Source organism: Pseudomonas sp. DVZ6 (genome assembly GCF_024259445.1).
Classification (GTDB): Bacteria; Pseudomonadota; Gammaproteobacteria; order Pseudomonadales; family Pseudomonadaceae; genus Aquipseudomonas; species Aquipseudomonas peradeniyensis.
In genome coordinates, this window is the sequence record NZ_JANCLM010000001.1 from 267241 (window position 1) to 290080 (window position 22840).

A 22840-nucleotide genomic window follows, 5' to 3' on the forward strand; every position below is an offset into this window, starting at 1 on the left:
TGCGGCCCAGCAGCAGATTATTCGCAGCGGGGAGGCCGAACCTTAGCGCGTTAGCGGGGGCGCGACAATGGGCTGGGGCCCGTCGATACGGGGTTTTTGCCCATCGGGTGGCGTTTGCGGGCGGTTCGATGTCGGCTGGGAGGATTTGATCGCGATGGCCGGCACGCGGGTATAGTGGCTGACCCACAACAATGACTCTCGCTCAGGAGCACGGCATGGCGTCCCTCGACCCTCGCATTGGCAATCCCCGCATCGGCATCATCGGCAGCGGCGCAATCGGTGGATTCTACGGCCTGATGCTGGCCCGCGCCGGCTTCGACGTGCACTTTCTGTTGCGCAGCGAATACCTGGCCGTGCGCGAGCAGGGGCTGCGCCTGGACAGCGCGGTGCATGGCCAGGTGCACATGCCGGTGCAGGCCTACGCCTCTGCCGCCGACATGCCGCCCTGCGACTGGCTGCTGGTGGGTGCCAAGGCCACCAGCAACGCGGAGCTGGCGCCCTTGATCGTGCAGGCCGCGGCGCCCGATGCCCGGGTGGTGTTGCTGCAGAACGGCCTTGGCGTCGAGGAGCAGTTGCGCCCGGCCTTGCGCCCGGACCTGCACCTGCTCGGCGGCCTGTGCTTCATCTGCGTCAATCGCGAGGGCCTCGGTGTTATCCGCCACCAGTCGCTGGGCGCGGTGAACCTGGGCTATCACAGTGGTCCTGCGCAGGACGGCGGGGCTGCCGTGGTGGAGGAGGGCGCCGGGCTGTTCCGGGCCGCGGGCATCGACTCCCAGGCCATGGCCGATCTCGACCAGGCGCGCTGGCAGAAGCTGGTGTGGAACGTGCCCTACAACGGTCTTTCGGTGTTGCTGCAAGCCAGCACCACGCCCTTGATGGGCGATGCCGACAGCCGCGCGCTGATCCAGGCGTTGATGGCCGAAGTGGTGGCGGGCGCCAAGGCCAGTGGCCGCGAGCTGCCGGCGGGCTATGCCGAGCACCTGTTCCGAATCACCGAGAAGATGCCGGACTACTGGCCGAGCATGTACCACGACCATGTCCAGCAGCGGCCGCTGGAGCTGCAGGCGATCTATGCCGAGCCCCTGGCCCGGGCCCGCGCGGCCGGTTGCGCGTTGCCGCGCATGGAGGCGTTGTACCAGGCCCTGGCGTTCATCGACCGGCGCAATCAGCAGGCCTGAAGCCCGCGGCGGCTGTGCGCCGGACGGCCAGGCGACCGCCGATGGCGCTGCTAAGCTCAAGCTTGCTCTGCCGTCGCGGCAGTCGAGGAGGTCGAATGATCCGTTCCATGCTGTTTGCCACTGACCTCGGTGTCTATGCGCCCTTCATCATGCAGCACGCCCTGGCCCTGGCGCGGACCTTCAACGCAGAGCTGTATGTGATTCATGCCGTGGAGCCCATGGGCCAGTTCGCCGAATCGTTGCTGCAGAGCTACCTCGATGAGCAGACCCTCGATGCGCTGCACAGCGAGGGCGTCAACACGGTCATGGCCAATATCGAGCAGCGGGTGCTGGAGAACTTTCGCGACGAGATGACCGAGCCGGCTGATCTGGCATTGATCCGCGCGGTGCGGGTGCGCCAGGGCGATCCGGCCCAGGTGATCCTCGAGCAGGCCCAGCGGTTGTCGGTCGACCTGCTGATCTTCGGCAGCCACAGCGCCGGCGCGGGGGTGGATGTGCCGATCGGCCGCACGGCGGTGCGGCTGCTGCAACTGTCACCGGTGCCGGTGTACATGGTGCCGTTGGCTCACCATCTTGGACGTAGGAAATCGTGAACCTAGCGGTAGGACTTTTTCCAGCGAACGTAACAAAATAGTTCTAGATTTATTTCTCAAGCCACTAATATAGTTATAACTCGTCGCTGCCGGCGCGCCGGTGACCTACCGCCTTTGAGGGATATCTATGAAGCTTCAGCAACTGCGCTACATCTGGGAAGTGGCGCACCATGACCTCAACGTTTCCGCGACGGCGCAGAGCCTGTACACCTCCCAACCGGGTATCAGCAAGCAGATCCGCCTGCTCGAGGACGAGCTGGGCGTCGAGGTCTTCGCCCGCAGCGGCAAGCATCTGACCCGCGTCACCCCGGCGGGCGAGCGCATCATCAATACCGCCGGCGAGATCCTGCGCAAGGTCGAAAGCATCAAGCAGATCGCCCAGGAATTCTCCAACGAGAAGAAGGGCACCCTGTCGATCGCCACCACCCACACCCAGGCGCGCTACGCGCTGCCGCCGGTGATCAGCAACTTCATCAAGCAGTACCCGGAAGTCGCCCTGCACATGCACCAGGGTTCGCCGATGCAGATCGCCGAGATGGCGGCCGACGGTACCGTCGACTTCGCCATCGCCACCGAGGCACTGGAGCTGTTCGGCGACCTGATCATGATGCCGTGCTACAAGTGGAACCGCTGCGTGGTGGTGCCCCAGGGGCATCCGCTGACCAAGCTGCCGAAGCTGACCTTGGAAGCGGTGGCCGAGTACCCGATCGTCACCTACGTGTTCGGCTTCACCGGCCGTTCCAAGCTCGACGAAGCGTTCAATCACCGTGGCCTGACGCCGAAGGTGGTATTCACCGCCGCCGACGCCGACGTGATCAAGACCTATGTGCGCCTGGGCCTGGGCGTGGGCATCGTGGCCAAGATGGCGGTCGACCCGAAGCTCGACAGCGATTTGGTGTGCCTGGACGCCAGCGAGCTGTTCGAGGCCAGTATCACCAAGATCGGCTTCCGTCGCGGCACCTTCCTGCGCGGCTTCATGTGCGACTTCATCGAGAAGTTCGCGCCGCACCTGACCCGTGAGGTGATGGCCAAGGCGATCCAGTGCCATAACAAGCAGGAGCTCGAAGAGCTGTTCGAAGGGGTCGAGCTGCCGGTGCACTGATCTGAAATAGCTGGGGCCGCTTTGCGGCCCTTTCGCGGCACAAGGCCGCTCCTACAAGGGAAACGTAACCCTCTGTAGGAGCGGCCTTGTGCCGCGAAAGGGGCGCGAAGCGGCCCCAGCTATTTCAAGCCTTGCTGATCAGGTTGCCGGCGTGCAACCCGCACTCCTTCTGCGTCGACTCTTCCCACCACCAACGCCCTTCGCGCTCGTGCTGGTTCGGCAGCACCGGGCGGGTGCAGGGCTCGCAGCCGATGCTGATGAAACCGCGCTCGTGCAGGCTGTTGTAGGGCAGCTCGAGCATGCGGATGTAGCCCCAGACTTCCTCGCTGGTCATCTGCGCCAGCGGGTTGAACTTGTACAGGGTGCGCTCCGGGGTGGAGAAGGCGCTGTCGATCTCCAGCGCCGCCACCTGGCTGCGGGTGCCGGGGCTCTGGTCGCGGCGCTGGCCGGTGGCCCAGGCGCTGACGGTGGCCAGCTTGCGGCGCAGCGGTTCGATCTTGCGGATGCCGCAGCACTCGCCGTGGCCGTCCTTGTAGAAGCTGAACAGGCCTTTTTCCTTGACGAACGGGTCGAGCTTGTCGCGATCCGGGCTGAGGATCTCGATGGGCAGGTTGTACTGCTCGCGCACCTGGTCGATGAACCGGTAGGTCTCCGGGTGCAGGCGGCCGGTGTCGAGGCTGAACACCTTGACCTGCTTGTTCAGCTTCCAGGCCATGTCCACCAGCACCACATCCTCGGCGCCGCTGAAGGAGATCCACAGGTCATCGCCAAAATGCTCGAAGGCGAGCTTGAGGATCTCCTGCGGGGACTTGCTGGCGTAGGTCGCGGCCAGGGCGGCGACGTCGAAGGGTTGGCTCATCAGGCGGTTTCCATCGGTTGAGTGGCGCTGTGCGCTCGTAGTGGTCAGATGGTAACAAAAAATGGCGGGGCAGACGTTTATCTCAAGGGTTTGTGCTGCCTGCGCGGGCCCTTTCGCGGGTAAACCCGCTCCCACAGGTGTCGAGTGATCCCGGCAGTGGCGCAGGCCTTGTGGGCGCGGGCTTGCCCGCGAAGCAGGCGCCGCCGATCACAGGGCCTGCAGCGTTTCCATCAGCACTCGCACCTTGGCGATCGACTCTTCATATTCGGCCTGCCAGTCCGAGTCGGCCACCACCGCGCCGCCACCCCAGCAACTGACCTGGCCATCCTTGACCAGCAGGCTGCGGATGGCGATGGAACTGTCCATCTCGCCGCGCACATCGACATACAGCAGCGAGCCGCAGTACAGCGCCCGGCGCGCCGGCTCCAGCTCGTCGATGATCTGCATGGCGCGGATCTTCGGGGCGCCGGTGATCGAGCCGCCGGGGAAGCTGCCGCCGATCAGGTCCAGGGCGTCCTTGTCGGCGGCCAGGCGGCCGACCACGCTGCTGACCAGGTGATGAACGTTGGGGTAGCTCTCCAGGCTGAACAGCTCCGGCACCTTCACCGAGCCGGTCTGGCAGGTACGGCCGATGTCGTTGCGCAGCAGGTCGACGATCATCAGGTTTTCCGAGCGGTCCTTGGGGCTGGCCAGCAGCTCGGCGGCGTTGCGCGCGTCCTCGGCCGGGTCGGCGGCGCGTGGGCGGGTGCCTTTGATCGGGCGGGTCTCGACCGCGCCCTGGCTGACGCGGATGAAGCGTTCGGGGGAGAAACTCAGCAGCGCCGTGCCTTCATCCAGCTGCTGGTAGCCGGAAAACGGCGTCGGGCAGGCGGCGCGCAGGGCCTGGTAGGCGTGCCACGGGTCGCCCTGGCAGGGTGCGCGAAAGCGCTGGGTGAGGTTGATCTGGTAGCAGTCGCCGGCCTGGATGTAGCGCTGCACCTGGTCGAACGCCGCCCGGTATTGCTCGGGGCGAAAATCACCGGTCATCGGCGCGAGCAGGTGGAAGTCACCGCTATCGCCCAGGGTGCTGGCCTCGAACAACGTGATGAGCCGTTGCCGCTCGTCCTCGGGCAGGCTTGGGTGGAACACCAGCTGGCTGCTGCACAGCCGATGGTCGGACACCAGTGCCCAGGCATACAGCCCCAGCCGGGCGTCGGGCAGGCGAAGGTCGTCGACCGCATGCGTCGGCAACTGCTCCAGGCGCCGGCCGAAGTCGTAGCTCAGGTAGCCGATCAGGCCGCCGGCGAACGGCAGCTCGATGCCCTCGGGCAGTTGTGCCGTCCCCAGGTCGGCCAGGGCCTGGCGCAGGCGCTGCAGGTAGTCGCGGCCGTCTTCGTCGGGGTGTGCCTGCAACTGCTGCAACGGCCAGGCGCTGAGCAGGTCGTAGCGGCCGCGTTCGGCGCCTGGGCGGGCGCTGTCGAGCAGGGTCGCGCCGGGCGCGCGGCGCAGGCGTTCGAAGTAGAAGGCAGGGTCGGGCTGGTAGGGCAGGGGGTGGAGCGTACAGGTCGGCATCAGGATGGACGGCGATGAACAAGCGAGGTGGGCGATTGTAGACCCGTGGGGGGAATGCGCCTAGCGCTGGCAGCGACATTCGCCATCTGGATCTGCGCATTCCCCCTGTAGGAGCGGCCTTGTGCCGCGAAAGGGCTGCAAGGCAGCCCCCGGGATTTCCGCGTTGATGCAGAGATTGTCGGGGCCGCTTTGCGGCCCTTTCGCGGCACAAGGCCGCTCCTACATGGAGCGCGGTTACAGTGGGTTGACGTGCCCGAACAGCCCTTGCGAGACCTTCACGCGCTGCTCGGCATCCTCGCTGCGACCTTCCTTGGCCAACATCTCCAGGTGCGCCTCGATGGCGTGGGTGCGCTGGGTCAGGCCGCAGTCGTTGGCGATCTGGATGTTCAGGCCGGGGCGGGCGTTGAGCTCGAGGATCAGCGGGCCCTTGTCCTGGTCCAGGACCATGTCCACGCCGATGTAGCCCAGGCCGCACAGCTCGTAGCAGCTGGCGGCGAGATTCATGAAACCGTCCCAGTTCGGCAGTTGCACGCCGTCCACCGCGTTGGTGGTGTCCGGGTGCTTGCTGATGATCTTGTTCAGCCAGGTGCCGCGCAGGGTCAGGCCGGTGGCCAGGTCCACGCCCACGCCGATGGCGCCTTGGTGCAGGTTGGCCTTGCCGCCGGACTGGCGGGTCGGCAGGCGCAGCATGGCCATCACCGGGTAGCCCATCAGCACGATGATGCGGATGTCCGGCACGCCTTCGTAGCTGATGCTCTTGAAGATCTGGTCCGGGGTGACCCGGTACTCGATCAGCGCGCGGTCGCGGTGCCCGCCCAGCGAGTACAGGCCGGTGAGGATGCTGGAGATCTGGTGCTCGATTTCCTCGTGGCTGATGATCTTGCCCGAGACCGTGCGGTAGCGGTCCTCGAAGCGGTCGGCGATCACCAGGATACCGTCACCGCCGGCGCCCTGGGCCGGCTTGATGACGAAGTCGCTGCGTCCGCCGATGATCTCGTCGAGTTTCTCGATCTGCTTCTCGGTTTCGATGATGCCGTACATCTCCGGCACATGGATGCCGGCCGCCAGGGCGCGCTCCTTGGTGATGATCTTGTCGTCGACGATCGGGTACAGGTGGCGCTTGTTGTACTTCAACACGTAGTCCGCGTTGCGCCGGTTGATACCCATGATGCCCCGGGCCTCCAGGGCTTTCCACGTCTTGATCAGGCCAAACATCAGGCGTCAGCCTTCTTCAGGAATGCCTTGAAGCGCACGAGCTCGGTCAGGCGGTAGCCGCGGTAGCGACCCATCGCCAGCATGAAGCCCACCAGGATCAGCAGCACCGCCGGGAAGGTGAAGACGAAGTACACCGCTTCCGGCACGGTCATCAGCAGGTGCGCGATAGAGGCGGCGAACAGGGTGCCGACGGCCACTTTCATGGCATGGCCGCCGCCACGCTCTTCCCAGGTGATCGACAGGCGCTCGATGGTCATGGTCAGGATCACCATCGGGAACAGTGCCACCGACAGGCCGCGCTCCAGGCCCAGCTTGTGGCTGAACAGGCTGATGGCCGCGATCAGCACCACGACGAAGGTCAGCACCACCGACAGGCGTGGCAGCATTTGCAGTTTCAGGTGTTCCAGGTACGAGCGTAACGACAGGCCCAGGGCGGTGATCACCGTGAACAGGATGATGCCGAAGCCCAGCTGGGTCTCGCGGAAGGCCAGGGCGATCAGTACCGGGGTGAAGGTACCCAGGGTCTGGATGCCGATCAGGTTGCGCAGCACCAGGATCACCAGTACGCCGATCGGGATCATCACCATGATCATGAAGGTCTGCTGGGTCTGCAGCGGCAAGCCGTACAGCGAGTATTCGAGGAAGTCGGCGTCGGTGTTCTCGTCGGTCAGCTTGGCCAGGCGGATGGCGTTCATCTCGCTGTTGTTCATGCTGAAGGTGACGTTGGCTTTCTTGCCACCATCGACGGTGATCAGGTTGTCGTCGCCGGTCCACCACAGCAGGCGGTCACTGGGCAGGCCCTGCTCGCCGGTCTCCGGGTTGAAGTACAGCCAGTCGTTGCCATTGAAGCTGCGCAGCCACAGTTCGGGGCTCTGCGGGGTGTCGGCCACCAGGCGGATGGTGTGGACCTTCTCCAGTGGCACGTGGGCAATGGACAGCAGCAGGTCGATGACCTGGGCTTTTTTCATGGGCGAATTGTCGCCGGCCAGCAGCAGCTTGGCGTTGTCGTCGCTGGCATTGTTGACCCGCTTGATGGTCTCGCTGACGAAGGTCTCGACGTCGGCCGAGTGCTGGCGGATCGGTGCCATCAGCGCTTCGGCGGCGATCTTCTCAGGGCCCTCGACGGCCAGGCTGTCGCGGAAGGTCGGGCCCTTGATCTTGGCTTTTTCGTTGCTGTAGCGCTTGGTCAGCACCAAGCGGTAGTAGAGGGTCTGGTTGCCGCTGGCGCGACGGGCCGACCAGGTCACCTTGCGGTTGCCGTCGGCGCGGTTGACGCTGACCCCGTAGTTGTTGGAGATGAAGCTCTCGTTGAGGCTCACGTAGTCACGGTTCAGCGGGGGCACGAACATCTGCACCTTGACCGGATCCTTGGCGCTGGCGACGAACTCGACCTTGGCGTCGATGTTCCACAGGTCGTCGGTCTCGTCCTCGGTCACCGGGATGCCGAGGGCGAAGATCTGGTAGGCCGTGATCGCGATGCCCAGCACTACCAGGACGGTGATCAGGACTTTCAGATGGAGGGTAAGAGAGCGCATCGGAATTACTCTGCTTTGGGAGCTTCGGTGGCGCAGGCAGGTTTGCCGGCCGCGTATTTAAGGCTTGGGTCGACCAGCGCACCGAAGTGCTTGAGGGCCTCGGAACCGATCAGCAACGGGAACTGGAAAGCGCTGCGGTCGGTGAGGTTGACCTCGATGGTGCGTCGTGTCTGGCCCATGCAGATGTCGAGTTCGATGACCGGGCGGGCAGTGTAGGCCTTGCCCGAGTCGGCATCATAGTCCCCGGCGCGGCGCTTGATCTTGCTGACGCGGGCCAGGGGGCGTTCGATGGGGTGCTTGTGCGCGGCGTCGATGGCCAGGTAGAAGCGCACCCAGCTCTCGCCGTTGCGCTTGAAACGCTTGATGTCGCGGGCGCTGAGCGAGGCGGTCTTGGCGCCGGTGTCGAGCTTGGCCGCCACTTCCAGGTCAAGGTCGCCCAGGCGGGCGTATTCGTTCAGGCCGTACACGGTCTTTTCGGCCGCGGGCGCGAGCGCCGGCAGCAGGGTCAGGCAGAGCAGCAATAAAGCGGGTTTGAGTCTCATAATCCTGGCGCGGTGCTGTGCAGGTTTCAGGGCAAGGCGACTGGCCAAGCGTCCTCATTGATCTGTCAACAACATGAAATGATGACAGACACACTATCCATGCTCCCGAAGGAGCGCGGCATTCTATCACGCCGGTGTGTTGACGCCAGCGCGCCCGCGATCTGACCGCATGAGCGCGGGGTAAGTTCGTTATTAGACGATTGTCGACAATGTTCTTTTTGTCTTTGACTATGCACCTCTATTTGGCTAGTTTTGGCGTCACTGATTTTAAAGGTGTCGACAATCATGCTGGACACAGCCCCGGCCACCACGCTGCCCCAGGACGATACCGAGACCCTCTCGGAGCACGTCTTCCGGCGCATCCAGGCCGCCATCGTCAAGGGCGAGATTGCCCCCGGCAGCAAGATCTCCGAGCCGGAGCTGGCGCGCACCTACGGCATCAGCCGCGGCCCGCTGCGCGAGGCGATTCACCGCCTGGAGGGCCAGCGCCTGCTGGTGCGCGTGCCCCATGTCGGCGCCCGGGTGGTGTCGCTCAGCCATGCCGAGCTGATCGAACTGTACGAAATCCGCGAATCCCTTGAAGGCATGGCCTGCCGACTGGCCGCCGAGCGCATGAGCCAGGCGGCCATCGACGAGCTGCGCCACGTGCTCGACACCCACGAGCGCGACGCCGCGTTCCAGGCCGGGCAGGGCTACTACCAGCAGGAAGGCGACTATGACTTCCACTACCGGATCATCCAGGGCAGCGGCAACCAGACCCTGTACAAGATGCTCTGCGGCGAGCTGTACCAGCTGGTGCGCATGTACCGCATCCAGTTCTCCAGCACGCCCAACCGTCCGCGCCAGGCCTTCGCCGAGCACCACCGCATTCTCGATGCCATCGAAGCTCGCGACGGCGAACTGGCAGAACTCCTGATGCGTCGCCACATCGGCGCATCCAAACGCAATATCGAGCGCCACTACCAAGGTGCCGACAACAATAGCCCACGAGGTGAGTCATGACAGTGAAGAGCACGCCCGGCCAGCGTTTCCGTGACGCGGTCGCCGCCGAACATCCGCTGCAGGTGGTCGGGACCATCAACGCCAACCACGCCCTGCTGGCCAAGCGCGCCGGCTTCAAGGCCATCTACCTGTCCGGCGGCGGTGTCGCCGCCGGCTCCCTGGGCCTGCCGGACCTGGGCATCAGCGGCCTGGACGACGTGCTCACCGACGTACGGCGCATCACCGACGTGTGCGACCTGCCGCTGCTGGTGGATGTCGACACCGGTTTCGGCGCCTCGGCCTTCAACGTCGCCCGCACCGTCAAGTCGATGAGCAAGTTCGGCGCTGCCGCCATTCATATCGAGGACCAGGTCGGCGCCAAGCGTTGCGGCCACCGCCCGAACAAGGAGATCGTCTCGCAGCAGGAGATGGTCGACCGCATCAAGGCCGCCGTCGACGCCCGTACTGACGACAGCTTCGTGATCATGGCGCGCACCGACGCGCTGGCAGTGGAGGGCCTGAACGCCGCCCTGGACCGCGCCGCGGCCTGCGTCGAGGCCGGCGCCGACATGATCTTCCCGGAAGCCATCACCGAGCTTTCGATGTACAAGACCTTCGCCGACCGGGTGAAGGCGCCGATCCTGGCCAACATCACCGAATTCGGCGCCACGCCGCTGTACACCACCGAGGAACTGGCCTCGGTCGACGTGTCGCTGGTGCTGTACCCGCTGTCGGCCTTCCGCGCCATGAACAAGGCGGCCGAGAACGTCTACACCGCGCTGCGCCGCGACGGCACCCAGAAGAACGTGATCGACACCATGCAGACCCGCATGGAGCTCTACGATGCCATCGGCTACCACGCCTTCGAGCAGAGCCTCGATGCGTTGTTCGCGCAGAAAAAAGGGTAAATGAATAGCTGTGCCGGCCTCTTCGCGGGTAAACCCGCTCCCACAGGTTTCAGAGATTGCGCCAAACCTGTGGGAGCGGGTTTACCCGCGAAGAGGCCGGCACAGGCAAACCGATTAGCCAGAAAAGACTTCGATAACAAATTCAAGAAAGGAGAAACACCATGGCCGAAGCAAAAGTACTCAGTGGCGCGGGCCTGCGTGGCCAGGTGGCCGGTCAGACCGCGCTGTCGACCGTCGGCCAGGCCGGCGCCGGCCTGACCTACCGCGGCTATGACGTGCGCGACCTGGCCGCCGGCGCCGAGTTCGAGGAAGTCGCCTACCTGCTGCTGTACGGCGAGCTGCCGAGCAAGGCCGAGCTTGCCGACTACAAGCACAAGCTCAAGGGCCTGCGCGACCTGCCGCAAGCGCTGAAGGAAGTGCTGGAGCGCATCCCGCGCGATGCCCACCCGATGGACGTGATGCGCACCGGCTGCTCGGTGCTCGGCACCCTGGAGCCGGAACTGACCTTCGACGCCCAGCGCGAGAAGACCGACCGTCTGCTGGCGCTGTTCCCGGCGGTGATGTGCTACTGGTACCGCTTCACCCACCACGGCGTGCGTATCGATTGCACCAGCGACGAGGACACCCTCGGCGGCCACTTCCTGCACCTGCTGCACGGCAAGAAGCCGAGCGAGCTGCACGTCAAGGTGATGAACGTCTCGCTGATCCTCTACGCCGAGCACGAGTTCAACGCCTCGACCTTCACCGCCCGGGTCTGCGCCTCGACCCTGTCCGACCTGTACTCCTGCGTGACCGCCGCCATCGGCTCGCTGCGCGGCCCGCTGCACGGCGGCGCCAATGAGGCGGCGATGGAACTGATCGAGCGCTTCCAGACCCCGCAGGAGGCCACCGCCGAGCTGCTGCGCATGCTCGAGCGCAAGGACAAGATCATGGGCTTTGGCCATGCGATCTACAAAGAGTCCGATCCGCGCAACGAGGTGATCAAGGACTGGGCCAAGCAACTCGCCGACGAAGTCGGTGACACCGTGCTGTACCCGGTTTCCGAAGCCATCGACAAGACCATGTGGGAACAGAAGCGCCTGTTCCCCAACGCCGATTTCTACCATGCCTCGGCGTACCACTTCATGGGCATCCCGACCAAGCTGTTCACCCCGATCTTCGTCTGCTCGCGCCTGACCGGCTGGGCCGCGCACGTGTTCGAACAGCGCGCCAACAACCGCATCATCCGCCCGAGCGCCGAGTATGTCGGCGTCGAGCAGCGCCAGTTCGTGCCGATCGAGCAGCGTTGAGCTGAAGCCGCTGGGGCTGCCTTGCAGCCCTTTCGCGGCACAAGGCCGCTCCTACAGGGGGCGGCGCAACATCTGTAGGAGCGGCCTTGTGCCGCGAAAGGGGCGCGCAGCGCCCCCCGTGGCCTGACCTGCAGTCCGCATACCGTGACCGAGCCCGATAACGATATGAACACCGCATTCCGCAAGAACCTGCCAGGCACCGCCCTGGACTACTTCGACGCCCGTGCCGCGGTCGAGGCGATCAAGCCCGGCGCCTACGACGGCTTGCCATATACCTCCCGCGTACTGGCCGAAAACCTGGTGCGTCGCTGCGATCCGGCCACCCTCGACGCATCGCTCGAGCAACTGATCGAGCGCAAGCGCGACCTCGATTTCCCCTGGTTCCCGGCCCGCGTGGTGTGCCACGACATCCTTGGCCAGACCGCCCTGGTCGACCTCGCCGGGCTGCGCGACGCCATCGCCGACAAAGGCGGCGACCCGGCCGCGGTCAATCCGGTGGTGCCGGTACAACTGATCGTCGACCATTCGCTGGCTGTGGAATGCGGTGGCTTCGACCCGCAGGCGTTCGACAAGAACCGCGCCATCGAGGATCGCCGTAATGAAGACCGCTTCCACTTCATCAACTGGACCAAGCAGGCGTTCAAGAACGTCGACGTGATCCAGCCGGGCAACGGCATCATGCACCAGATCAACCTGGAGAAGATGTCGCCGGTGATCCACAACGATCACGGCGTGGCCTACCCGGACACCTGCGTCGGCACCGACAGCCACACCCCGCACGTGGATGCCCTGGGTGTGATCGCCATCGGCGTCGGCGGCCTGGAGGCCGAGAACGTGATGCTCGGCCGCGCCTCGTGGATGCGCCTGCCGGAGATCGTCGGCGTCGAGTTGACCGGTCGCCTGGCGCCGAACATCACCGCCACCGACCTGGTGCTGGCGCTCACCGAGTTCCTGCGCAAGCAGAAGGTGGTCGGCGCATACCTGGAGTTCCACGGTGCCGGCGCCAGCGCGCTGACCCTGGGCGACCGCGCCACCATCTCCAACATGGCCCCGGAATACGGCGCCACTGCGGCGATGTTCGCCATCGACCAGCAGACCATCGACTACCTCAAACTCACCGGCCGCGATGACCAGCAGGTGCAGCTGGTGGAGACCTACGCCAAGGCCACCGGCCTGTGGGCCGACAGCCTGGCCAAGGCCGAGTACGAGCGTACCCTGAGCTTCGACCTGTCGAGCGTGGTGCGCAACATGGCCGGCCCGTCCAACCCGCACGCCCGGGTGGCCACCAGCGACCTGGCGGCCAAGGGCATCGCCGGCCAGTGGGAAGAAGTGCCGGGGCAGATGCCGGATGGCGCGGTGATCATCGCCGCCATCACCAGCTGCACCAACACCAGCAACCCGCGCAACGTGATCGCCGCCGGCCTGCTGGCGCGCAACGCCAACAAGCTCGGCCTGGTCCGCAAGCCATGGGTCAAGTCGTCGCTGGCGCCGGGCTCCAAGGCCGTGCAGCTGTACCTCAAGGAAGCAGGGCTGGAGCAGGAACTGGAGCAACTGGGCTTTGGTATCGTCGCCTTCGCCTGCACCACCTGCAACGGCATGTCCGGCGCGCTGGACCCGGTGATCCAGCAGGAGATCATCGACCGCGACCTGTACGCCACCGCCGTGCTGTCGGGCAACCGCAACTTCGACGGGCGCATCCACCCGTACGCCAAGCAGGCGTTCCTGGCTTCGCCGCCGTTGGTGGTGGCCTATGCCATCGCCGGCACCATCCGCTTCGATATCGAGAAGGATGTGCTGGGCGTGGTCGACGGCAAGGAGATTCGTCTGAAGGATATCTGGCCGAGCGATGAAGAGATCGACGCCGTGGTGCGCGCCTCGGTCAAGCCCGAGCAGTTCCGCCAGGTGTACATCCCGATGTTCACCATCGAGGAGGACAAGGGGCCGAAGGTCGCGCCGCTGTACGACTGGCGCCCGATGAGCACCTACATTCGCCGCCCGCCTTACTGGGAAGGCGCCCTGGCCGGTGAGCGCACCTTGCGCGGCATGCGCCCGCTGGCGGTGCTGCCGGACAACATCACCACCGATCACCTGTCGCCGTCCAACGCCATCATGCTCGACAGCGCCGCGGGTGAGTACCTGGCGAAGATGGGCCTGCCAGAGGAGGACTTCAACTCCTATGCCACCCACCGCGGTGACCACCTGACCGCCCAGCGCGCCACTTTCGCCAACCCCAAGCTGTTCAACGAGATGGTGCGCAAGGACGACGGCAGCGTGAAGCAGGGTTCGCTGGCGCGTATCGAGCCGGAAGGCAAGGTGACCCGCATGTGGGAGGCCATTGAGACCTACATGCAGCGCAAGCAGCCGCTGATCATCGTTGCCGGTGCCGACTACGGCCAGGGTTCGTCCCGTGACTGGGCAGCCAAGGGCGTGCGCCTGGCCGGTGTCGAGGCGATCGTCGCCGAAGGCTTCGAGCGCATCCACCGCACCAACCTGGTGGGCATGGGCGTGCTGCCGCTGGAGTTCAAGCCGGGCACCGACCGCAAGACCCTGGGCCTGGATGGCAGCGAGACCTATGACGTGCTCGGTCAGCGCACGCCGCGGGCGACGCTGACCCTGGTGGTGACGCGACGCAACGGCGAGCGTGTCGAGGTGCCGGTGACCTGCCGCCTGGATACCGCCGAAGAGGTGTCGATCTACGAGGCGGGTGGGGTATTGCAGCGCTTTGCCCAGGACTTCCTGGAAGGCGCGGCCTGAGTGAGCGGGGCCGCGTTGCGGCCCTTTCGCGGCACAAGGCCGCTCCTACAGAGAGACGCGCTCGCCTGTAGGAGCGGCCTTGTGCCGCGAAAGGGCTGCAACGCAGCCCCAGGGATGTTCGCCGAAACGAAAAGATCAGGAAGCACGACAATGGCCCACGTACCCCAAGTAAAAATCCCCGCCACCTACCTCCGTGGCGGCACCAGCAAAGGCGTGTTCTTCCGCCTCCAGGACCTGCCCGAGCAGGCGCAGATTCCTGGCCCGGCCCGTGACGCCCTGCTGCTGCGGGTGATCGGCAGCCCCGACCCGTACGGCAAGCAGATCGACGGCATGGGCGGCGCCACCTCCAGCACCAGCAAGACAGTGATCCTGTCCAAGAGCATCAAGCCCGACCACGACGTCGACTACCTGTTCGGCCAGGTCTCGATCGACAAGGCCTTCGTCGACTGGAGCGGCAACTGCGGCAACCTGTCCGCCGCGGTCGGCTCGTTCGCCATCAGCAGCGGGCTGGTCGATGCCGCGCGCATTCCGCGCAATGGCATCGCCACCGTGCGGATCTGGCAGGCCAATATCGGCAAGACCATCATCGCCCATGTGCCGGTCACCGACGGCCAGGTGCAGGAAACCGGCGATTTCGAGCTCGACGGCGTGACCTTCCCAGCCGCCGAGGTGCAGCTGGAATTCCTCGACCCGGCCGCCGACGAGGACGGTGACGGCGGGGCGATGTTCCCCACCGGCAACCTGGTCGACGACCTCGAGGTGCCGGGTGTCGGCACCTTCAAGGCGACCCTGATCAATGCCGGCATCCCGACCATCTTCGTCAATGCCGCCGATATCGGCTATACCGGTACCGAGCTGCAGGACGCCATCAATGGCGATGCTGCGGCATTGCAGCGTTTCGAGACCATCCGTGCCCATGGCGCGGTGCGCATGGGGCTGATCGAGCACATCGACCAGGCCGCCGGACGCCAGCACACGCCGAAGGTGGCGTTCGTCGCGGCGCCGACCGGCTATACCTCCTCCAGTGGCAAGGTTGTTGCCGCCGAGGACGTCGACCTGCTGGTGCGTGCGCTGTCGATGGGCAAGCTGCACCACGCGATGATGGGTACTGCGGCGGTCGCGATTGGCACTGCCGCAGCGATCCCGGGGACGCTGGTCAACCTTGCCGCCGGTGGCGGAGAACGAAGTGCCGTGCGTTTCGGCCATCCGTCCGGAACGCTGCGGGTCGGGGCCGAGGCGCGTCAGGTGGACGGGCAGTGGACCGTGACCAAGGCAATCATGAGCCGAAGTGCTCGGGTGCTGATGGAGGGCTGGGTGCGCGTGCCTGGCGATAGTTTCTAAGGCATCAGTGGCGTTCGGCTTTCGTTGGTTGGGGCCGCTTTGCGGCCCTTTCGCGGCACAAGGCCGCTCCTACAGAGGATTGCATTCCCCCTGTAGGAGCGGCCTTGTGCCGCGAAAGGGCTGCAGAGCGGCCCCGGCAATCCAGAAGGGAGCTGTATATGAGCGCAAACGTAGACCTCAACACCCGCCCCGACTACGACCAGGTCCTGCAGACCCTCGCCGACTACGTGCTCGGCTACCGAGTCGATTCCCCCGAAGCCCTGGACACCGCCCGCCATTGCCTGATGGACACCCTGGGCTGCGGCCTGCTGGCCCTGCGCTTCCCCGAATGCACCAAGCACCTCGGCCCGCTGGTCGAGGGCACCCTCGTTCCCCATGGCGCCCGCGTACCCGGCACCAGCTACCGTCTCGACCCGGTCAAGGCCGCCTGGGATATCGGCTGCGTCGTCCGCTGGCTGGACTACAACGACACCTGGCTGGCGGCGGAGTGGGGCCATCCCTCGGACAACCTCGGCGGCATCCTGGCGGTCACCGACCACCTGTCGCAGAAGCGCGTGGCCATCGGCGAGGCGCCCCTGGTCATGCGCGAGGTGTTCGATGCCATGGTCATGGCCCACGAGATCCAGGGCGTGCTGGCGCTGGAGAACTCGTTCAACCGGGTCGGCCTGGACCATGTGCTGCTGGTCAAGGTCGCCTCCACGGCGGTCTGCGCCAGGCTGATGGGCGCCAATCGCGAGCAACTGCTGTCGGCGCTGTCCCACGCCTTCGTCGACGGCCAGGCCCTGCGCACCTACCGCCATGCGCCCAATGCCGGCTCGCGCAAGTCATGGGCGGCGGGGGATGCCTCCAGCCGCGGCGTGCGCCTGGCCGATATCGCCCTGCGTGGCGAGATGGGCGTGCCCGGTGCGCTGACCGCCAGGCAGTGGGGCTTCTACGATGTGTCGTTCAGCCACACCAACAAGGACCTGGCGCTCAAGCCCGAACCGCTGCGTGAACTGCGCCTGCCGCAGCCGTTGGGCAGCTACGTGATGGAAAACGTGCTGTTCAAGATCAGCTTCCCCGCCGAGTTCCACGCCCAGACCGCCTGCGAAGCCGCGGTGACCCTGCACCCGCAGGTGCGCAACCGCCTGCACGAGATCGACCGGATCGTCATCACCACCCATGAGTCGGCAATCCGCATCATTTCCAAGGAGGGGCCGCTGGCCAACGCCGCAGACCGTGACCACTGCCTGCAGTACATGACCGCCGTGCCGCTGATCTTCGGCGAGCTGGTGGCCGAGCACTACGAGGATGCCTTCCATGCCGCGCACCCGAGCATCGACCGACTGCGCGAGAAGATGGTGATCGTCGAGGAGCCGCGTTTCAGCCGCGAGTACCTGGAGGCCGACAAGCGCTCCATCGCCAATGGCGTGCAGGTGTTCTTCAAGGACGGTTCGCACACCCCCCAGGTGGTGGTGGAGTACCCGATCGGGCATCGGCGGCGGCGGGAGGAGGGGATGCCGTTGCTCGAGGCCAAGTTCAGGGAGAACCTGGCGACGCGGTTTGCGCGGCAGCGTTGTGAGGCGATCCTGGATGTGTGCAAGGATCAGCAGACGCTGGAGGCCATGCCGGTGCACAGGTTCGTTGATCTGTTCGTTATCTGAGGCTGCCTGTTCCGGCCTCTTCGCGGCTAAAGCCGCTCCCACAGGTCTATCGTGATCTTGAAGAGTTCGGGTTTCCTGTGGGAGCGGCTTTAGCCGCGAAGAGGCCAGCAAAGCCAACACAAGCCAACAAAAAAGCCCCGGTATCGCTACCGGGGCTTTCGCTTACAACGTACTGCTCAGTTTACGCCTGAACCACCGGGATCTTGGCGTTGGCCGCCGCTTCGCGGAACTCGGCGATCTGGTCGAAGCTCAGGTAGCGGTAAACGTCGGCAGCCATGCTGTCGATGTCTTTCGCGTACTGCATGTACTCTTCGACGGTCGGCAGCTTGCCGATGATCGAAGCAACTGCAGCCAGCTCGGCCGAGGCCAGGTACACGTTGGTGGCGTCGCCCAGACGGTTCGGGAAGTTACGGGTCGAAGTGGAGACCACGGTGGAACCGGTCTGCACACGTGCCTGGTTACCCATGCACAGCGAGCAGCCTGGCATTTCCATGCGCGCGCCAGCCTTGCCGTAGATGCCGTAGTAGCCTTCTTCGGTCAGCTGGTGGGCGTCCATCTTGGTTGGCGGGGCCAGCCACAGACGGGTCGGGATACCGCCCTTGACCTTGTCCAGCAGCTTGCCGGCGGCGCGGAAGTGACCGATGTTGGTCATGCACGAACCGATGAACACTTCGTCGATCTTCTCGCCCTGTACCGAGGACAGCAGGCGGGCATCGTCCGGGTCGTTCGGCGCGCAGAGCACAGGCTCTTTAACGTCGGCCAGGTCGATCTCGATGATCTCGGCGTATTCGGCATCGGCGTCGGCCGACAGCAGCTCAGGCTTGGCCAGCCAGGCTTCCATGGCCTGGGCGCGGCGCTCCAGGGTGCGGGCATCGCCGTAGCCTTCGCCGATCATCCAGCGCAGCAGGGTGATGTTGGACTGCAGGTACTCGGCGATGGCCTTCTCTGGCAGCTTGATGGTGCAACCGGCGGCGGAACGTTCGGCCGAGGCGTCGGACAGCTCGAAAGCTTGCTCGACGGTCAGGTCGTTCAGGCCTTCGATCTCCAGGATGCGGCCGGAGAAGGCGTTCTTCTTGCCTTTCTTCTCGACGGTCAGCAGGCCCTTCTGGATCGCGTAGTAAGGGATGGCATGGACCAGGTCACGCAGGGTGATGCCAGGCTGCAGCTTGCCCTTGAAGCGGACCAGGATCGACTCCGGCATGTCCAGCGGCATGACGCCGGTAGCGGCGGCGAAGGCCACGAGGCCGGAACCGGCCGGGAACGAGATGCCGATCGGGAAGCGGGTGTGCGAGTCGCCACCGGTGCCGACGGTGTCAGGCATCAGCATGCGGTTCAGCCAGCTGTGGATGATGCCGTCGCCCGGGCGCAGCGACACGCCGCCACGGGTGCGGATGAAGTCTGGCAGGGTGTGGTGGGTGGTGACGTCGATCGGCTTCGGATAGGCCGCGGTGTGGCAGAACGACTGCATCACCAGGTCGGCGGAGAAGCCCAGGCACGCCAGGTCTTTCAGCTCGTCGCGGGTCATCGGGCCCGTGGTGTCCTGGGAGCCGACGGTGGTCATCTTCGGCTCGCAGTAGGCACCTGGACGCACGCCCTGGCCTTCCGGCAGACCGCAGGCACGGCCGACCATCTTCTGCGCCAGGGTGAAGCCCTTGGTCGAAGCGGCAGGCTGCTCGGGTTTCTTGAACAGGTCGGAAGCACCCAGGCCGAGTTCGGCACGGGCTTTCTCGGTCAGGCCACGGCCAACGATCAGCGGAATACGGCCGCCGGCGCGGACTTCGTCGAGCAGTACTTCGGTCTTCAGCTCGAAGCTGGTGACCAGTTCGTCGCTGCCATGACGGCGTACTTCACCTTTGAACGGGTAGACGTCGATGACGTCGCCCATGCCCAGGTTGGTGCAGTCGAACTCGATCGGCAGGGCGCCGGCGTCTTCCATGGTGTTGTAGAAGATCGGGGCGATCTTGGTGCCGAAGCAGAAACCACCGGCGCGCTTGTTCGGAACAAACGGGATGTCGTCGCCGAAGAACCACAGCACCGAGTTGGTGGCGGATTTACGCGAGGAGCCGGTACCGACCACGTCACCGACGTAGGCAACCGGGAAGCCCTTGGCCTTGACCGCTTCGATCTGGGCCAGCGGGCCGACCGAACCTGGCTGCGAAGGCTCGATGCCGTCGCGGGCCATCTTCAGCATGGCCAGGGCGTGCAGCGGGATGTCAGGGCGCGACCAGGCATCCGGGGCAGGGGACAGGTCGTCGGTGTTGGTTTCGCCAGGCACCTTGAACACGGTCAGGGTGTACTTGTCGGCGATTGCCGGACGGCTGGTGAACCACTCACCGGCAGCCCAGGACTCCAGCACGGCCTTGGCGTGGGCGTTGCCCGCCTTGGCTTTTTCGGCCACATCGTGGAAGGCATCGAACATCAGCAGGGTGTGCTTGAGCTGTTCGGCCGCGACGGCGCCCAGTTCGGCGTCGTCCAGCAGCGCGACCAGCGTTTCGATGTTGTAGCCGCCCTGCATGGTGCCGAGCAGCTCGGTGGCGTGCTTGCGGTCGATCAGCGGGGACTTGGTTTCACCCTTGGCGACGGCGGAGAGGAAAGCGGCCTTGACGTAGGCGGCTTCGTCGACTCCTGGCGGAACGCGGTTGGTGATCAGGTCTACGAGGAAGGCTTCTTCGCCGGCCGGCGGGTTTTTCAGCAGCTCGACCAGGCCTGCAGTTTGTTCGGCGTTCAGCGGCTGGGGCACGATACCCAGAGCGGCACGCTCTTCGATGTGTTTGCGGTAGGCTTCAAGCACAGTTATTACCCTCATCAGTGGTCCCTAAAGGGAGTCCGGGACGCTCATCCAGCATTCCATGCACCCATGCGCTCAAGACGGCTTTTTGAGCCGGCAAGCCAGGGTCGCAGAGAATCCTTACAGAAGCTGCTTTCAAAGTTTTACGCCTGTAGAACGGAAGGCTGATGAGGGGTTGGCCATGGCCATGCGCGCTTGCATGGACAGGGCCAACGCCGTTCTACCGGATGAACTGTGCTCGTGACGCTTTGAAAACAGCTTCCAACGGACATTGTTGCCTTGAAAAGGCGGAGTGATTCTACGGCAAAAATAAGCCGAAAGTAAGGCGGCGAAGATGACTTTAACGGGTGACCCTGGTTAGACAAAGGGCTAACATGAACCGGTGTTCCACCGCCAAGCCGTTGTTTCTACATGTCCAACCAATCCATCAAGACCCCTTGCGTCGGCCTGTGCTCCACGGTCTACGGCGACCTGGTATGCCGCGGCTGCAAGCGCTTTCACCACGAAGTGATCCACTGGAACGGCTACGACGACGAGCAGAAGCGCGCCGTGTGGCTGCGCCTGGAGCAACTGCTGGTGCAGGTGATGATGGCCAAGCTGGAAGTGTTCGACAAAGAGCTGCTGCGCCAGCAGCTGGAGCAGCGCTCGATCCGTTTCGTGGCGCAGCAGTCGGAGTATTGCTGGGCGTATCAGCTGATCGCCCGTGGGGCGCGGATGATTCGTGACCTGGAGGCGTACGGGATGGCGCTGTTGCCGGAGTTCCGCGACTGGGACCTGCCGCAGTTGCGCGATGCCATCGACCGGGAATTCTTTCTGTTGTCGGAGGCGCATTACCAGCGCTATATCGCGCCGAGCTTTCTGCGTGATGCCCTGGATCGCGGGCAGGACTGAAGCTCTGGGGTGATAGTGCTGGCCTCTTCGCGGGTTTACCCGCGAAAAGGCCGGTGCAGATCAGTCACCGGTGTACTCGCACCCGCTGGTGCAGGTCTCATGGATGCGCACCTTCGAAAGCTCCGGCAGCAGCGGCTTGACCTGGTCCCAGATCCACTTGGCGATCACTTCGCTGGTGGGGTTTTCCAGGCCGGGAATATCGTTCAGGTAGTTGTGGTCCAGTTGCTCGTAGATCGGCTTGAAGATCGCCTTGATCTCCGAGAAATCGCGGATCCAGCCGGTGTGCGGATCGAGCGGGCCGGTCAGGTGCAGGGCGACCTTGAACGAGTGGCCATGCAGGCGGCCGCACTTGTGGCCGGCAGGGACGTTGGGCAGGCGGTGAGCCGATTCGAAGGTAAATTCCTTAAAGATTTCCACGCTGGCATAACTCTGTGTGAATCAACGATGCGCGCAGTCTACCAGCATGCCCGCTACAAGGCTTGCAACCGATCCTGCAACCGCTCGGTGGCGATCAGTTCCAGCAGCTCGTCGCCCAGGCGTCGGCTTTCGGCCATGGCCTGGTACCAGTAGCGCCTGCGGCCCGGCGCATCACCCATGAAACGCTTGAAGTCGTTGCGGTCCGGCAGCTTGCCGTAGGGCAGGGCGGCCAGGTACTGCGGCGACGGGGTCATCAGCAGCACGTTCTGCAGGCGCGTGGCGTCGCCCTTGCGCCAGGGCAGGGCCTTGTCGAACCAGCCGGGCACCACTTTGTCGGTGAAGTGCGGGTAGAGCACCAGGTCGTCGCCCTGGTAGGGCAGGTCCAGGTGATAGTCGAGCAGGCCGCCGTCGCGGTAGGTGCCGGCCCCGGCGCCGGGGATGTCGCGCACGCCTTCCATGACCATGGGGATCGAGCCCGAGGCGAGCAGGGCGTGGCGCAGGTTGGCCAGGTCCAGCGGCAGGCTGCGCGACGGGAAGTCGGTCAGTGGCTCCAGTGGCGGCGCGGCGCGTTGGTCGTGGAGGATGACCCGCTCGAAATGCCGGCCCAGGCGCGCGCGCCCCAGCAGGTTGCTGGCGATCACCGAGGACAGGCCCATGCCCAGGCGGCCGCGGTGGTCGTGGGCGAGCTGGCCATGGCTCTTCACCACCAGGATGTTCAGGCGGTAGTGCGGGTTGGCCAGGACCTGCCCGTCGCGGCCCTGCAGCAGGTCGTCGAGCATGCGCTGGCAGCTCTGGCTGATCGCTTTCGGCGTCACGCCCTTGGCGAAGTCCTGCTCGGTGTACAGCTCGCCCAGGCGGCGGATGCCGGCGACCGGGTCGTCGAGGCAGGCGCTGGCGAAGCGCCAGGCACCGATCGAGGCGCCGATCAGCGCACGCTGGCGCGGCGCGCTGGGCAGCCATTCACCGAACAGCGCCAGGTCCAGGCCCTGGATCCCCAGTGGCTTGGGGCCACCGGCGGCGCCCGGCAGCACACCGACATCTTCGGCCCGCAGGCCGCGCTCGCGGATCTGCCGCAGGGCACGCTGGCCGGCCTTGAAGGTCAGGGCGGGGTACTTGATGTGGATGGCGCTCATGGCGGGGTCTCGGGTGGGGCAGGCGGGCAGTATAGAGTGTATCGCTGGGCTGGACGTACACATCCCCCTGTAGGAGCGGCCTTGTGCCGCGAAAGGGCTGCAAAGCAGCCCCGGCGATCT

At 65.1% G+C, this 22840-nt stretch carries 18 protein-coding genes; 10 read left to right on the top strand and 8 right to left on the bottom strand.

The features are described from left to right. Positions 1-215: 215 nt before the first annotated feature. The 3 genes from NMG10_RS01180 (at position 216) to cysB (ending at position 2873) form a co-directional block, all read left to right on the top strand. A complete protein-coding gene (locus tag NMG10_RS01180; protein WP_254463510.1) occupies positions 216-1178 on the top strand; it encodes a putative 2-dehydropantoate 2-reductase in 963 nt (320 codons plus the stop codon). Positions 1179-1273: 95 nt separating this feature from the next. Continuing rightward, entirely contained in the window at positions 1274-1771 is a 498-nt protein-coding gene (locus NMG10_RS01185; protein ID WP_110738113.1) for a universal stress protein, read from the top strand. 127 nt (positions 1772-1898) lie between these two features. Beyond that, a complete protein-coding gene (gene cysB / locus NMG10_RS01190; RefSeq protein WP_011533140.1) occupies positions 1899-2873 on the top strand; it encodes an HTH-type transcriptional regulator CysB in 975 nt (324 codons plus the stop codon). A 124-nt stretch (positions 2874-2997) separates the two neighbouring features. On the opposite strand, the gene NMG10_RS01195 is transcribed toward cysB, so the two are convergent. The 5 genes from NMG10_RS01195 to NMG10_RS01215 all read right to left on the bottom strand — a co-directional run bounded on the left by NMG10_RS01195 (position 2998) and on the right by NMG10_RS01215 (position 8575). Continuing rightward, positions 2998-3732, bottom strand: coding sequence for a phosphoadenylyl-sulfate reductase (locus NMG10_RS01195; RefSeq protein ID WP_050705067.1), 735 nt, complete (start codon positions 3730-3732; stop codon positions 2998-3000). Positions 3733-3939: 207 nt separating this feature from the next. Beyond that, positions 3940-5283: an aminodeoxychorismate synthase component I gene (pabB, locus tag NMG10_RS01200; protein WP_254463512.1), complete on the bottom strand. Its 1344-nt coding sequence runs from the start codon at positions 5281-5283 to the stop codon at positions 3940-3942. Positions 5284-5517: 234 nt separating this feature from the next. Beyond that, complete coding sequence (locus NMG10_RS01205) at positions 5518-6498, bottom strand: alpha-L-glutamate ligase-like protein (protein ID WP_254463514.1); 981 nt, start codon at positions 6496-6498, stop codon at positions 5518-5520. Further along, the gene (locus NMG10_RS01210) at positions 6498-8033 is read right to left on the bottom strand and encodes an inactive transglutaminase family protein (RefSeq protein ID WP_203647362.1); all 1536 of its coding nucleotides are present in this window, start codon (positions 8031-8033) and stop codon (positions 6498-6500) included. Before NMG10_RS01210 ends, NMG10_RS01205 begins: the two co-directional genes overlap by 1 nt. Before the next feature lie 5 nt (positions 8034-8038). Then, on the bottom strand, positions 8039-8575 hold the full coding sequence (locus tag NMG10_RS01215) for an ATP-dependent zinc protease (RefSeq protein WP_110738108.1): 537 nt from the start codon (positions 8573-8575) through the stop codon (positions 8039-8041). 285 nt (positions 8576-8860) lie between these two features. Between NMG10_RS01215 and NMG10_RS01220 the strand changes: the two genes are divergently transcribed. The 6 genes from NMG10_RS01220 to prpD all read left to right on the top strand — a co-directional run bounded on the left by NMG10_RS01220 (position 8861) and on the right by prpD (position 17491). Next, the gene (locus NMG10_RS01220; protein ID WP_254463515.1) at positions 8861-9577 is read left to right on the top strand and encodes a GntR family transcriptional regulator; all 717 of its coding nucleotides are present in this window, start codon (positions 8861-8863) and stop codon (positions 9575-9577) included. Further along, complete coding sequence (prpB, locus tag NMG10_RS01225) at positions 9574-10464, top strand: methylisocitrate lyase (RefSeq protein ID WP_232855879.1); 891 nt, start codon at positions 9574-9576, stop codon at positions 10462-10464. The genes NMG10_RS01220 and prpB overlap by 4 nt, the downstream gene beginning before the upstream one ends. 161 nt (positions 10465-10625) lie before the next feature. Beyond that, positions 10626-11753, top strand: a complete 1128-nt coding sequence (prpC, locus tag NMG10_RS01230; RefSeq protein ID WP_254463517.1) for a 2-methylcitrate synthase — start codon at positions 10626-10628, stop codon at positions 11751-11753. A gap of 165 nt (positions 11754-11918) precedes the next feature. Next, a complete protein-coding gene (gene acnD, locus NMG10_RS01235) occupies positions 11919-14507 on the top strand; it encodes a Fe/S-dependent 2-methylisocitrate dehydratase AcnD (protein WP_254463518.1) in 2589 nt (862 codons plus the stop codon). 150 nt (positions 14508-14657) lie between these two features. Then, entirely contained in the window at positions 14658-15848 is a 1191-nt protein-coding gene (gene prpF, locus NMG10_RS01240; RefSeq protein WP_254463520.1) for a 2-methylaconitate cis-trans isomerase PrpF, read from the top strand. A gap of 158 nt (positions 15849-16006) precedes the next feature. Then, a complete protein-coding gene (gene prpD / locus NMG10_RS01245; RefSeq protein WP_254463522.1) occupies positions 16007-17491 on the top strand; it encodes a 2-methylcitrate dehydratase in 1485 nt (494 codons plus the stop codon). 181 nt (positions 17492-17672) lie between these two features. Here the strand turns inward: prpD and acnB are convergent, their stop codons facing one another. Further along, positions 17673-20282, bottom strand: a complete 2610-nt coding sequence (acnB, locus tag NMG10_RS01250; protein WP_203652677.1) for a bifunctional aconitate hydratase 2/2-methylisocitrate dehydratase — start codon at positions 20280-20282, stop codon at positions 17673-17675. Between the two features lie 408 nt (positions 20283-20690). Between acnB and NMG10_RS01255 the strand changes: the two genes are divergently transcribed. Continuing rightward, positions 20691-21170 carry a DUF1289 domain-containing protein gene (locus tag NMG10_RS01255; protein WP_203647356.1) on the top strand — a complete coding sequence of 160 codons (480 nt, stop codon included), beginning with the start codon at positions 20691-20693 and terminating at the stop codon, positions 21168-21170. A gap of 60 nt (positions 21171-21230) precedes the next feature. Here the strand turns inward: NMG10_RS01255 and queD are convergent, their stop codons facing one another. Further along, positions 21231-21587 carry a 6-carboxytetrahydropterin synthase QueD gene (queD, locus tag NMG10_RS01260; RefSeq protein WP_023630589.1) on the bottom strand — a complete coding sequence of 119 codons (357 nt, stop codon included), beginning with the start codon at positions 21585-21587 and terminating at the stop codon, positions 21231-21233. Between the two features lie 53 nt (positions 21588-21640). Next, the gene (locus tag NMG10_RS01265; protein ID WP_232855884.1) at positions 21641-22720 is read right to left on the bottom strand and encodes a patatin-like phospholipase family protein; all 1080 of its coding nucleotides are present in this window, start codon (positions 22718-22720) and stop codon (positions 21641-21643) included. Positions 22721-22840 lie beyond the last annotated feature (120 nt).